Source organism: Mycobacterium sp. Dal123C01, assembly GCF_052566995.1.
Genome location: NZ_CP199580.1, coordinates 4,611,922 through 4,623,976 on the forward strand (window position 1 = coordinate 4,611,922; position 12,055 = coordinate 4,623,976).

13 protein-coding genes are annotated in these 12,055 nt (G+C 67.0%); 5 read left to right on the forward strand and 8 right to left on the reverse strand.

The window, feature by feature from the left end:
* Entirely contained in the window at positions 1-1,872 is a 1,872-nt protein-coding gene (mutA, locus tag ACTXG5_RS21535) for a methylmalonyl-CoA mutase small subunit (protein ID WP_445160722.1), read from the reverse strand.
* A gap of 191 nt (positions 1,873-2,063) precedes the next feature.
* Between mutA and ACTXG5_RS21540 the strand changes: the two genes are divergently transcribed.
* From ACTXG5_RS21540 to ACTXG5_RS21550, 3 genes are read left to right on the forward strand one after another with little or no spacing between them, the layout of a single operon-like run.
* Positions 2,064-2,822, forward strand: a complete 759-nt coding sequence (locus tag ACTXG5_RS21540; protein ID WP_445160723.1) for a TVP38/TMEM64 family protein — start codon at positions 2,064-2,066, stop codon at positions 2,820-2,822.
* Positions 2,823-2,871: 49 nt separating this feature from the next.
* Positions 2,872-3,873: a S1 family peptidase gene (locus ACTXG5_RS21545; protein ID WP_445160724.1), complete on the forward strand. Its 1,002-nt coding sequence runs from the start codon at positions 2,872-2,874 to the stop codon at positions 3,871-3,873.
* Between the two features lie 50 nt (positions 3,874-3,923).
* Positions 3,924-4,256, forward strand: coding sequence for a hypothetical protein (locus ACTXG5_RS21550; RefSeq protein ID WP_445160725.1), 333 nt, complete (start codon positions 3,924-3,926; stop codon positions 4,254-4,256).
* Positions 4,257-4,258: 2 nt separating this feature from the next.
* Here ACTXG5_RS21550 and ACTXG5_RS21555 read toward each other — a convergent pair whose 3' ends face one another.
* Genes ACTXG5_RS21555 through ACTXG5_RS21565 form a run of 3 tightly spaced genes read right to left on the reverse strand, consistent with a single transcriptional unit; the run spans position 4,259 to position 6,235 of the window.
* Complete coding sequence (locus ACTXG5_RS21555) at positions 4,259-4,615, reverse strand: DoxX family protein (RefSeq protein ID WP_445160726.1); 357 nt, start codon at positions 4,613-4,615, stop codon at positions 4,259-4,261.
* A 9-nt stretch (positions 4,616-4,624) separates the two neighbouring features.
* A complete protein-coding gene (locus tag ACTXG5_RS21560) occupies positions 4,625-5,767 on the reverse strand; it encodes an SPFH domain-containing protein (protein WP_445160727.1) in 1,143 nt (380 codons plus the stop codon).
* Positions 5,768-5,803: 36 nt separating this feature from the next.
* Positions 5,804-6,235 (reverse strand): NfeD family protein, encoded by a 432-nt coding sequence (locus tag ACTXG5_RS21565; RefSeq protein WP_445160728.1) that lies wholly within the window; start codon positions 6,233-6,235, stop codon positions 5,804-5,806.
* A gap of 57 nt (positions 6,236-6,292) precedes the next feature.
* On the opposite strand from ACTXG5_RS21565, the gene ACTXG5_RS21570 reads away from it, so the two are divergent.
* Complete coding sequence (locus tag ACTXG5_RS21570; RefSeq protein ID WP_445160729.1) at positions 6,293-7,267, forward strand: hypothetical protein; 975 nt, start codon at positions 6,293-6,295, stop codon at positions 7,265-7,267.
* Here the strand turns inward: ACTXG5_RS21570 and ACTXG5_RS21575 are convergent.
* Genes ACTXG5_RS21575 through fabG1 form a run of 3 tightly spaced genes read right to left on the reverse strand, consistent with a single transcriptional unit; the run spans position 7,264 to position 9,893 of the window.
* Complete coding sequence (locus ACTXG5_RS21575; protein WP_445160730.1) at positions 7,264-8,289, reverse strand: ferrochelatase; 1,026 nt, start codon at positions 8,287-8,289, stop codon at positions 7,264-7,266. The genes ACTXG5_RS21570 and ACTXG5_RS21575 overlap by 4 nt on opposite strands.
* Positions 8,290-8,295: 6 nt before the next feature.
* Positions 8,296-9,102 carry an NADH-dependent enoyl-ACP reductase InhA gene (gene inhA / locus ACTXG5_RS21580; protein ID WP_445160731.1) on the reverse strand — a complete coding sequence of 269 codons (807 nt, stop codon included), beginning with the start codon at positions 9,100-9,102 and terminating at the stop codon, positions 8,296-8,298.
* Between the two features lie 35 nt (positions 9,103-9,137).
* Positions 9,138-9,893 carry a 3-oxoacyl-ACP reductase FabG1 gene (gene fabG1 / locus ACTXG5_RS21585; protein ID WP_445160732.1) on the reverse strand — a complete coding sequence of 252 codons (756 nt, stop codon included), beginning with the start codon at positions 9,891-9,893 and terminating at the stop codon, positions 9,138-9,140.
* 148 nt (positions 9,894-10,041) lie between these two features.
* Between fabG1 and ACTXG5_RS21590 the strand changes: the two genes are divergently transcribed.
* Positions 10,042-10,884, forward strand: a complete 843-nt coding sequence (locus tag ACTXG5_RS21590) for a hypothetical protein (RefSeq protein WP_445164532.1) — start codon at positions 10,042-10,044, stop codon at positions 10,882-10,884.
* 146 nt (positions 10,885-11,030) lie between these two features.
* Here ACTXG5_RS21590 and ACTXG5_RS21595 read toward each other — a convergent pair whose 3' ends face one another.
* The gene (locus ACTXG5_RS21595; protein ID WP_445160733.1) at positions 11,031-12,038 is read right to left on the reverse strand and encodes a VWA domain-containing protein; all 1,008 of its coding nucleotides are present in this window, start codon (positions 12,036-12,038) and stop codon (positions 11,031-11,033) included.
* Between the last annotated feature and the right edge of the window lie 17 nt (positions 12,039-12,055).

Below are 12,055 nucleotides of genomic sequence, written 5' to 3' on the forward strand. Positions count from 1 at the left end.
TTATGCCCCCAACTGAGTGAGCAGATTCGAAAGGGCCTCGATCGCATTGATTTTGGCTGTCAGGAATTCGTCCGGCCGGTGCTCTGGATCCGCTTCGGCCACTGCCTTTTCCGGTCCGGCCAAGTAGACCCGCGATACTCCCGCGTTACGCGCCGCGTCGACGACGCCGACCGCCTCGGTGCCGTAGCGCTTGTCGGTGCCGCAGATCACCGCCACGGTGGGCGATTCCGCGTCCGACAGCGCCGCGGCGACAGAATCGGCGTCGACCGTTCCCGGGTTGACCGCCTCGATGCCGCCCGAAGCCAGCAGGTTCGCCGCGAAGGTGGTGCGGATGTTGTGCTCGGCCAGCGGGCCCAGCGGAAGCAACAGTGCCGTCGGGCGCGAACCAGTGCGGGCCAGGAAGGCATCGGAACGATCGCGCAGCGCCTCGAATCCCGCGGCGTAGCGCTGCAAGTTCCCGACATCTGGCTGGCCCAACGAATCACTGTGCGGCAGTGCGGGTTCGGCCAAGTTCGGAAACTCGTTGACCCCGGTGATCGCCGTCCGGCGGTGTGCGATGTCGTCGGCACGCCGAGCCGCGATATCGGCGATTTGGTCGGCGATGTAGTCGTGAGCGTCGACGAATCCGCCGCGGTCCTCGACGGCCTGGAAATGTTCCCAGGCGCCCTCGGCGAGCTGTTTGGTGAGGTCTTCGACGAACCACGATCCGCCGGCGGGGTCCAGCACCCGGCCGACGTGCGACTCTTCCAACAGCAGCAGCTGAGTGTTGCGCGCGATGCGTCGCGCGAAGCTTCGTGCCGTGCCGGGAAAGCCGCCCTTGATTGCGACGTCGAACGGGAAGACCAGCACGGTGTCCACGCCGCCGACACCGGCGCCGAAGGCGGCAAGTGTGCAGCGCAGCATATTCACCCACGGATCGCGCTGAGTCATCATCGGCAGCGACGTCTCCGCGTGCACGATCGCCCCGCCGGCGTCGGGTTCCCCGACGACCTCGGCGACCCGCGCCCACAGTTGACGCACGGCGCGCATCTTGGCGATCGTCAGGAACTGGTCGTCATCGGCAGCCAGCCGGAAACTGATCTGGCCCAGTGCGTGGCCGACCGGCATCCCCGCCTCGGTGAGCACCCGAAGATAGGCCACCGCGGCCGCGATGCTGCCGGCGAGCTCCCATGTCGCGTTGGCGCCAAGGTTGTGGAAGGCGGGTCCGTCGACGGTGATCGCCCGCACGCCGTGGTCGCCGGCCACGCGCGACGCCACCGCGACGACGTCATCGATCGCCGGCACGGGACGGTCGCTGAACGACGCGGTCAATGGGTCGGCACCCAGGTCTACCGACAAGGTGGCGCGCTGGTCGGCATCGACGTCGGCCACCAGGGCCAGCATCGCGTCGCACGCCGCCGGGTAGTCGGCGCCGGCGTCGAGGAGGATCGGCGCCATGCTCAGGTACACACCTGCGAGTAGCGCCTCGAGCTCCTCCGGTGCCGCTCCCGCCTCGCCGATACGGATCATCAGCGCGCTGACCCCATCGCCGAGCGAGCCCAGCACCGCCGCGTTGGCCTCGGTCGCGGTGGCCCCGGCGCTCGGGAACACCTCGGCGACCTTCCAGCCGGATTTGACGTCGCGGAAAGGGTCGCCGCCCCGCACGTAGGGCCACTGGCCGGGCAGCGACGGCTCGGGCAGCTCGTCGAACGCGGTGTAGAGCGGGCGGACGGCGAACCCGTCGTATGTCGCGGTGTCCAGCAGATGCTCGGGGTGGTCCCCCAACTCGGCGGGTTCTTTGCGGGTGCTCTTGGCGAGCACACCGGCAACCGCGGTGCGCCAGCGCTCGCGAACCTGTTCTAGGTCGGCGAGCTCGGGTACATCAATGGACACCGACTGCTCCTGTTTTCGCAGCTATTGGCAATGATGGTTGGGGTTGCTGAGGTCACGCCACTTGCTAATCAGGCTAATTGATCGCCCCCGCCGCCAAAAACCCGCGAGGTGAACCGATCGTGCCAGGTCTACGGCGAAACGCCAGGCATGGGCTACAAGTTATTCATGTATGGCCCGTAACGTTGAGCCACGTGACGGAGCCCGCCACCACTAAAACCACCAGCACGCTGCGCAGTCTTTCGCGCGCGCTGGCCTCGACCGCACGCCAGCTGTCCCGGCCGCGCGCTGTGGCGACAGTGGTCGGGATCACAGTCTTGGTTGCGGTAGCGCTCTGGGTTCCGCTGCCCAGCGCGGTGCAGCTGCGCGACTGGGCCCAATCGGTCGGTCCCTGGTTCCCGCTGGCGTTTCTGGTCGCGCACATCGTCGTCACGGTGGTGCCGGTCCCCCGCACGGCGTTCACCCTGGCCGCCGGGCTGCTGTTCGGCCCGGCCCTGGGCGTGCTGATCGCGGTGGTCGCCAGCTCTGCCAGCGCGGTGCTGGCGCTGCTGTTGATCCGCGCGGCGGGGTGGCGGCTCGACCGGCTGGTCCGCTACCGAGCGATTCACCGGGCCGACGAGCGCCTGCGCGAGCGGGGCTGGGTGTCCGTCTTATCGCTGCGATTGATTCCCGTCCTGCCGTTTTCGGCGGTCAACTATGCGGCCGGTGCGTCCGCCGTGGGCATCCTCCCCTACACGCTGGCCACGGTGGCCGGTCTGCTGCCCGGCACCGCCGCGGTCGTTTTTCTGGGCGACGCGCTCGCCGGTCACCCCAGCCCGCTGCTCTTCCTGGTGTCGTTGGTCACCAGCGTGCTGGGCCTGACGGGGCTGTTCCTCGAAATCCGGCATTACCGTCGGCGCCAGCACGCGTCGCCCCCCGACGAGCCTGTCTCCGAACCCGTCATCGTCAGCTAACTGAGCTGCACTGTTGAGTGCGCCGCCCATTGCCTGAAAGATCTACTCAATGGAGCGGGTCTACGCGCAGCAGCTTGCGAGTTGGGGCTTGCAGCCGTCGCGGGCCGGCCTGCTGATGCTGCTACTCGGGGCCCTCGCGTCGGTGGCCGTCGCGGTGTTGTCCTTCCTGCTGGATCGGCTCAAGTTGCATCACGTGCCGAACGCGGGCGTGGTCGCCGCCTCGACCGTCCCCTACCCGCCGGCACCACGGGTGCGAACGCATATCTCGTGGCTGACGATGGGCGCAGCATTCGCCGCTGTGGTGTGTATGGCGGCCATCTGGCTGGCACCCAAGAACGTTGTGCACCTGCAAGAGCCCTCACCGCTGCCCGACACGACGCCCGTCGCCTTGCCCGCCTCAAGTGCCGCGGGCCCCGGAGCGGGCATCTACGTCGAATACGCCGATGGGTCCGGCGGAATGGGTTGCACGGCAGGGTTTTTGGTGCACACCAGCACGGGTCAGGCCGGCGTGCTTACCGCCGGTCACTGCAATCGGCCCGGCAAGCCAAGCAAGGTGGTGATGAACCTCGGCGGGATCCTGCCGTACGCCAAGCTGGGCACCTTCGTCCGGACGGTCAGCGAGGGGGTTCACGACGAGCAACACGACATCGGCCTGATCGTGCTCGACGGCGACAATGTCCCGCAGAGTCCGGCCGTCGCCACCACGCTGCCGATCACCGGCGTCACCACCGACCTGTCGATTGGCCAGGAGCTGTGCAAGTTCGGCATGAGCAGCGGCGAGGCCGAATGCGGACAGGTCCTGAACGTCACCGAGAGCAAGGTCGCATTCTCGGCGGGCGGCCAGTGCGGGGATTCCGGCGGCCCGGTCTATCTCATCCAAACCGACGGCACCGCCACCGCGGTCGGCATTGACATCCGCGGCAGTAATCCCGCCGTTCCCAACGCGGGCTGCCTCGCTCCGGCTAAATTCTCTGTTGCCGAGCTCGTGCAGCCCTGGCTGGACAAATGGCATCTCACCGCCGTGACCGCGCAAACTGCCGGACCACGCTGACGACCTGCCGCACCGCCGTCCTCGATACGACAAACAACGTGGAGAACCACATGACCTCCGAGAGCACCCACACCAACGCGGTTCCCGCACCCGGACGGCGCTTTTCCACCGCGGCGTTGGTGGGTGCCGGGCTGGTTGGCTTGATCCTCGGCGCGATCGCCGCCTTCGCGGTCACCGGTTTGGTCTTCACCGTCCGCGTCCAGCTGCCCCCGCCGCCTTATCCGCCGCCGTTCTCGTCGACACCACCGCCCGGCTACCCCGCGCCGCTGTCTCCTCCGGCCAGCGTCGCGCCGACGTCAACGCCCGGCGGCTTGCCCACGCCGCCCTTGCCGCCCGGCCCGCATGCGGTGCCGCCGCTGGAGCCGGCGCCGCCGCCGGCGTGAGGTTAGTTCCGGTCCGGTCCCTTGACCGTCATGGCGGCGAAAAGAGCCAAAAACAACGCGGCCGGAAGACCATTGACGACCTTGTCGCGCACCCGGATGTGGGCGCCCACCGCCAAGGCGAAGTACAGCGTCAGCATCGCCGTCGTCAGTCTCGCCAGGGCGGGGAACCAGGTGATCGACAACAAGCCGACCGCGGCGGCCGCCTTCACCACCGGCATCACCGGGCGGATGCTGTCCGGCAGTCCTACATCGTCCAGGGTCTTTTTGACGGGGGCCACCTGTACCGCGCATGCCACCGCGTCGATCGCATGGAATGCGGCAAGTCCCACGTAAGTCTTCGGTGAAGTCAAAACACTCATCCGACGATCCTATTGAGTCAATTCCGGTGGCGCCTCGGGCTGCCCGTCCACCGGCTGGCGCGCTATCGCCTCGGCCCTGGCGACCGCCTGGGCGATCTTGGGATCGGTCTCGGTGGAAAACCAGTCGGCGACTTCGGGGTCGTCCCCGTCCGCATGCTTGGGCGCGTCGTCGACCGGTGACGGCTCGAATCGGAACACGCCATCTTCGCCCGGAGTGCCCAGCAGCTTGGTGAAGCCCTGCAACGCCGCACTGAAGTCGCTGGGCACCACCCACACCTTGTTGGCGTCGCCACGCGCCATCTCCGGCAGCGTCTGCAGGTACTGGTAGGCCAGCATCTCCGGGGTGGGCCGGCCGGCCTTGATCGCGGCGAACGTCTTCTCAATCGCCTTGGCCTCTCCCTGCGCCCGCAGGTATGCCGCGGCGCGTTCACCCTGAGCGCGCAGCATCCGCGACTGCCGGTCAGCCTCGGCGGCCAGGATCACCGCCTGCTTGGCACCCTCGGCGGCCAGGATCTGAGCCGTCTTGGCACCTTCGGCCTGTGTCACCGCGGCCTGCCGGCTACCTTCGGCGGTCAGGATCATCGCCCGCTTCTCCCGGTCTGCCTTCATCTGCTTTTCCATCGACGCCTGAATCGACGGCGGCGGGTCGATGCTGCGCAACTCCACCCGCGCCACCCGCAGACCCCACCGGCCGGTCGCCTCGTCGAGCACGCCGCGTAACTGGGCGTTGATCTTGTCGCGGGAGGTCAGCGTCTGCTCCAGCGTCATGCCGCCGACGACGTTGCGCAGCGTGGTCGTGGTGAGCTGCTCGACGCCGACGATGTAGTTGCTGATCTCGTAGACGGCCGCCTGCGGAACGGTGACTTGGAAGTAGACCACGGTGTCGATGTTGAGGGTCAGGTTGTCCTCGGTGATCACCGGCTGCGGCGGGAACGACACCACCCGCTCGCGCAGGTCGATGCGGGCACGCACTCGGTCGATGAACGGGATGAGCAGCGTCAGCTGCCCGCTGACCGTGCGGCTGTACCGACCCAGCCGCTCGATCACGGCGGCCTCGGCTTGGGGAATCAACGCGACCGATTTGGCCACCACGATGATCGCAAAGACCACCAGAACGGCCAGCAACACCAAACCAGCAACCGCACCTTGCACGGGAGTTCCTTTCTGTCGCAGCGTCTTCGCAGCGGGCTAATGTTTGAAGACCACCGCCGTGGCGCCTTCAATGTGGACGACAGTGACCGACTCACCGGGTTCGTAGACGTCACCGTCGTTGAACGGGCGGGCCGTCCACACCTGGCCGTCAAGCTTCACCTGGCCCGCGTCACGGGCGACCCGATCGAGCACCACAGCGCTCTTGCCCTCCAGCGCCTCGATTCCCGTCGGCAACACCCGGGCCGGCGTCAACCGCTGTCGCAGCGCGGGCCGCACCAGCACCACCAACAGCACCGAGACGATCAGGAACACCACGCCGTCGAGCAAGATCGGCCAGTCCGTCAGCCACGCGGTGACCGACGCGGCCAGGGCGCCCCCGCCTAGCATCAACAGGAACATATCGCCCGTCAGCGCCTCGGCACCGGCAAGAGCCAGCGCGAAGATTAGCCAGCTCAGCGCGATGTACATGCCGTCAGAATACGCGTGATCGGCCTTTGCCGGACCGAACAACTACACTGCGTGATCATGTGGTGTCCGAGTGTCTCGCTGTCCGTGTGGGCCAACGCCTGGCTCGCGGGCAAGGCTGCGCCCGACGACGTGTTGGACGCGTTATCCCTTTGGGCACCAAAGCAATCGGTCACCGCGTATGATGCTGTCGCTGCCGGCCACACCGGACTGCCGTGGCCCGACGTCCACGATGTCGGGACGGTTTCGTTGTTACAGACACTGCGCGCCGCAGTCGGCCGGCTGGCGACACCGGCTTCCACCGGTGTCCCGTGCCCGTTGCTGGGGACGATCAACGTGGTGCTGCCGGTTCCCGGCGACGTGCGCGGCCTGGCTCCCGGGACACAGTTCGAGCGCGACGCCCTGGCCACCGGCGAGGCGGTGATCATCACCAACCCCGACGAGCCCGCCGCCGCTGTTGGCCTGGTCCCCGAGTTCTCCTACGGCGATCTCGAGGAGGCCGAGGACGAAGAGTCGGGCTCACCGGAATTGGTTGCGCTGGCGTGGACGGTGTATTCACTGCCCGGTGCGCCCGTGTTCGAACACCACGAGCTGGGCGACGCAGAATACGCGCTGCGGTCGGCGGTGCGCTCGGCCGCCGATGCGCTTGGCGCCATCGGGCTGGGATCGGCAAGCGACATCGACGACCCGCGAGGACTTGTCGAGCAGTTGCTGGAATCCGCACGGCAACACCGGCTTCCCGACCACGCGCCGTCGCGCGCATTGCGGGTGCTGGAGAACGCCGCGCACGTCGACGCGATCATCGCGGTCAGCGCCGGGCTCAGTCGGGCGTCCGATTCTTCGCCGTACACCGGTGGCGCCCCCGCACCGGATCGCTTCACGGCACACGTCGTGTCCGGGCTGGAGCCGCTCGGAACCCAATCGTCGTCGGAAGCGCGGATCGCCAGCGACGCCCTCCGACCGCTTACCGCCGTGGTGCGTTCGGCACGGATGGCCGCGGTAAACGCGATCATGCACTCGGCCTGGGCCGACTAACCGCCTTCTCGCGCAACGCAATGCGGCGGACAGCACGCCGCGCCGTCGATGCTGGCCAGGCAGCCCGCGACCGGATCGGGGCCACTGGTGCGAGCAGGAGTGCGACCGTAGCGGAGTTCGTCGATCAAATCCGCGGCCAGCCTTGCGAATCGCCGGTCGGCGTTCGGCGTAGTGGCCCGGGCGAACGCCACTCCCGCCGCCTGCGCTTGGGATCGCAATTCTTCGTCGAGATCCCACACCACTTCGATGTGGTCGGCGACAAACCCGATGGGGCAGACAATGACAGCCTTGGCGCCCGCGGTGGCCAGCGTCGTGAGCTGGTCGGCGACATCGGGCTCCAGCCAGGGCACCTGCGGCGGACCCGAGCGGGACTGCCAGGCCAGGTCGTAATCGGAGTAGCCAGCGGCCGCCGCGACCAGCCTTGTGGCATAAGCGACTTGGCGGCTGTACAGCCGCGGGCCGCACCGCTGATCGGCCGCCACCGGAATCGAATGCGCGGTGAATACCAGCCGGGCATCGGGCGCAACGGTGGCGGCGGCCGCGGCGATGCCCTCGGCGAACATCTCCACCAACAGCGGATGGTCGAAGTAGGTTCGCAGCTTGACCAGCTCGGGCGCATCGGGACCTGCGGCCTGCCGGGCGCGGGCGATGTCTTCGACATATTGTGTGCAGCTGGAATACCCGCTCCAGGCCGATGTGGTGAACACCGCAGCGCGACGAATACCGTTGTCGTGCATCGTCTTGACGGTTTCTTCGACGTACGGCCCCCAGTTGCGGTTGCCGAAATACACCGGCAAGTCCAGGCCGCGGTCGCGCAACTCGGCTTCCAGCTGCGCGATCAGCGCGCGGTTGATGCCGTTGATCGGCGAGACGCCGCCGAAATGCTGGTAGTGCTCGGCGACGTCGTCTAGCCGTTCCGGCGGCACATTGCGGCCGCGCGTGACGTTCTCCAGGAACGGCCGCACCTGCTCAGGGCCCTCTGGTCCACCGAAGGACAGCAGCAGGACGGCGTCGAAATCCATTGTTCGCTAGAGCAATTGGGTGCTAGCGCCGCCGTCGGCGTAGATGATGCTCCCAGTGGTCGCCGGCAGCCATTCCGAAAGCAGCGCGCACACCGTTTTGGCGACCGGGGTGGGGTCCTTCATATTCCAGCCGATCGGGGCGCGTTGGTCCCAGCCCTCCTCCAGCAGCTGCATCTGGGCGCCGGCCTCCTCGCCGAGCGCGCCACCGACGATGGCGCTCATCGCGAGCGTCCGGACCGGCCCGGCGGCAACGAGATTCGAGCGCACTCCGACCTTGCCGGCCTCGCGCGCCACGAAGCGGTTGACCGACTCCAGCGCGCTCTTGGCGACCGTCATCCAGTTGTAGGCCGGCATCGCCCGGGTCGGGTCGAAATCCATCCCGACGATGGAACCGCCGGGATTCATGATCGGCAGTACCGCTTTGGCCAGCGAGGCGTACGAGTACGCGGAGATGTGGATGCCCTTGGCCACATCTTCGTAGGGCGCTTCGAAGAACGGGTTGATGCCCATTCCCGTCTGCGGCATGAAACCGATGGAGTGGACCACCCCGTCGAGCTTGTTGCCCTCGCCGATCTCAGCGCTGACCCGCTCCGCCAGGGAGCCCAGGTGCTCCTCGTTCTGCACATCAAGTTCGATCAGTGGGGCCTTCTCCGGCAACCGGTCGGCGATGCGCTGAATCAGCCGCAACCGGTCGAATCCGGTCAGCACCAACTGCGCTCCCGCTTCCTGCGCCACCTTGGCGATGTGAAACGCGATCGAGGAGTCGGTGATGATCCCGGTAACCAGGATCCGTTTGCCTTCGAGCAGTCCCATATCCGTCCTTAATTCCTCGTCGTCTTCAAAGATCCTCAGTGGCCCATACCCATACCGCCGTCGACCGGGATGACCGCACCAGCGATGTAGCTCGCATCCTCGGACGCCAGGAAGCTGACCACGCCGGCGACCTCCTCGGCGGTACCGACCCGCTTCGCCGGGATGAACTCCAGCGCCCCCGCCTGAATCCGCTCATCCAGCGAGCGGGTCATCTCGGTGTCGATGTAGCCCGGCGCCACCACGTTCGCGGTGACCCCGGCCTTGGACAGCTCCCGGGAGATCGAGCGCGCCATGCCGATCAGACCGGCCTTGGAGGCCGCGTAGTTGGCCTGGTTGCCGATGCCCCAGCTGCCGGAGACCGATCCCACGAAGATCATCCGGCCGAACCGCTTGCGCTGCATGCTGCGTGCTGCGCGCTGGGCGACCCGGAACGCTCCGGTGAGGTTGGCGTTGATGACCTTCTCGAATCTCTCCTCGGTCATCCGAATGAGGAACGCGTCCGCGGAGACGCCGGCGTTGGACACCAACACCTCGACCGCACCCTGATGCTCCTCGACCTCTTTGAAGGCACGATCGACGGCGTCGTTGTCGGTGACGTCGCACTCGACGCCGAACAGCCCCTCGGGCGCCCCGGATCCGCGGTGCGTGACGGCCACCTTGTGGCCGTCGGCGGCCAGCCGCTGTGCGATCGCCAGACCGATCCCCCGGTTTCCGCCCGTCACCAGCACTGAACGGGATACGAATGCGGGTTTGCCGCTGTTCGCGGCGAGCTCGGTGGCTGCTTCAGTCACCTGGCCAACTTATCGCCTCAGTACGGCGGGACTGCAATCTGCCCCGTTTTGGGCGCCGAACCTAACCTCGCTGCGACTTCCGAGGCGGAATTTCGCAGTGCGGTTCGATTCGCGTAGTTATGTCAGTGCAACGTCACAGACTTCGACCATGACAGACCCTTTTCTCGGCAGCGAGGCCCTATCTGTGGGTGGGCTGACGCCCTATCAGTTGCGCAGCCGCTACGTGGCACTGCACAAAGACGTCTATGTGCCACGCGATGTGGAGTTGACCGCGCAATTGCGTGCCAAAGCCCTGTGGCTACGCTCGCGCCGCCGCGGCGTCCTGGCCGGCTACTCGGCTTCCGCGCTGCACGGCGCCAAGTGGATCAGCGCGAGTCTTCCCGCCGCGATCATCGACACCAACGCCCGCCGCGAGCCCAGGGTGCAGATCTGGGAAGACCGCATCTCGTCCGATGAAGTCTGCGTCGTCGACGGCATGCGCGTGACTTCACCGAAGCGAACGGCACTCGACCTGGTGAGCCGTTTCCCGTTAGATGCTGCCGTCGCCGCGGTCGATGCCCTCGTTCAGGCAACCGATCTAAAAATGGCGGACGTCGAGCAATTGGTCGAGCGTTATCGCGGGCGCCGTGGCATCAAAGCCGCCCGAACCGCCCTCGACTTTGTCGACGGTGGTGCGCAATCGCCGAAGGAGACCTGGCTGCGCCTGTTATTGATCCGCGCAGGGTTCTCCCGTCCGCAGACGCAGATTGCCGTGCGAAACGAATGGGGTTGGGCGGAGGCGTATTTGGATATGGGCTGGGAGGACATCAAGGTTGCGGTCGAGTATGACGGCGAACACCATGCGAACAGTCGTTACCACTACCGGAAGGACATCCGCCGGCACGAAAAACTGGCGCATCAGTACGGATGGATCGTGGTCCGGGTCGTTGCCGAGGACCACCGCGAGGACATCATCCATCGAGTCCGGGAAGCACGGGCCTCGCGAGCCTAACGCCAATGCGAAAAGGCCAGCCGGATTTCGCAGCCAGGTTAGGCTCGCGCGCGCCGAGGGTGAGGCTCGCGCCGAGGGTTAGGCACGCGCGCGCCAGGTTAGGCTCGCGCGCGCCGAGGGTGAGGCTCGCGGGCGGACAGCAAAAACTAGGTCGGCAACCGTCGGTTGATCAGCAACGCCCCCAGCGCTGCCAGCGCCAACACCAGCGCGCCCAACCGCAGCCAGCCGACGCTGGCGTCGCCTTTGATCGTCTCGTAGCCGATCTGCTGCTGCAGCGACGAGTAGACGGCCTTGAGCTCCTGCAGGGTCGCGGCGTTGTAAGAATTTCCGCCCGAGAGCTGGGCGACCTTTCGGAGTGTCTCGTCGTCGACGGGCACCGGCTGACGCTGGTCGTTGATCTCGACGAAGCCGTACGGGGTGCCGAACGAGATCGTCGAGATCGGCACGCCCTGGTCTTTGGCGGTGCGTGCGGCGGTGAAGGCGCCCTTGGGGTTGTCCGGGTTCGTCGGCATCGTCTCCTTGCCGTCGGAGAACAACACGATGCGTGCCGGCGGCGGGGTGTCGCCGCCGCCGATCACCGCGCCGACCGTGGCGATGGCCTGCAGCGCGGTGAAGATCCCCTCCCCGGTGGCAGTGCGGTCGGCGAACTGGAGCTTGTCCAGCGCGACCTTGGTCGCGTCGCGGTTGGTCGTCGGCGAGACCAGCACGGTCGCGGTGCCCGCGTAGGCGATCAGCCCAAGGTTGATGCCCGGGGTGAGCTCGTCGGCGAACTGCTTCCCCGCCTCCTGCGCGGCAGCCATCCGGTTGGGTTCGACATCGGTGGCACGCATCGACTGCGACACGTCGATCACCAGCATCACCACCGCGCGGTTGCGGGGAATCCGGACGTCGTTGGTCGGCCCCGCCATCGCGATGGTGAACAGGACCAGCGACGCCACCAGCAGGATCGCCGGCAGATGCCGGAATTTGGCGGGCCGTTTGGGGGCCACGCTTTCCAGCAGCTCCATGTTGGCGAACCGCAGCATGCGCTGCTGGCGGGCCAATTGCATCACGACGTAGAGCGCGGCCAACCCGACGACGACGAGGAGGAAAAGGAAGAACCACGCGTGAGCGAAGCCGGACAAAGACATCGCGCCGAGCAACGGCAGCGTCATATCAGGTCCGTCACTAG

Coding starts and splice junctions, on each gene's coding strand:
- ACTXG5_RS21565 (WP_445160728.1), bottom strand. CDS start 6,235: ATGTACATCGCGCTGAGCTGGCTAATCTTCGCGCTGGCTCTTGCCGGT.
- ACTXG5_RS21545 (WP_445160724.1), top strand. CDS start 2,872: ATGGAGCGGGTCTACGCGCAGCAGCTTGCGAGTTGGGGCTTGCAGCCG.
- inhA (WP_445160731.1), bottom strand. CDS start 9,102: ATGGGACTGCTCGAAGGCAAACGGATCCTGGTTACCGGGATCATCACC.
- ACTXG5_RS21590 (WP_445164532.1), top strand. CDS start 10,042: ATGACAGACCCTTTTCTCGGCAGCGAGGCCCTATCTGTGGGTGGGCTG.
- ACTXG5_RS21595 (WP_445160733.1), bottom strand. CDS start 12,038: ATGACGCTGCCGTTGCTCGGCGCGATGTCTTTGTCCGGCTTCGCTCAC.
- ACTXG5_RS21570 (WP_445160729.1), top strand. CDS start 6,293: ATGTGGTGTCCGAGTGTCTCGCTGTCCGTGTGGGCCAACGCCTGGCTC.
- ACTXG5_RS21555 (WP_445160726.1), bottom strand. CDS start 4,615: ATGAGTGTTTTGACTTCACCGAAGACTTACGTGGGACTTGCCGCATTC.
- ACTXG5_RS21550 (WP_445160725.1), top strand. CDS start 3,924: ATGACCTCCGAGAGCACCCACACCAACGCGGTTCCCGCACCCGGACGG.
- ACTXG5_RS21575 (WP_445160730.1), bottom strand. CDS start 8,289: ATGGATTTCGACGCCGTCCTGCTGCTGTCCTTCGGTGGACCAGAGGGC.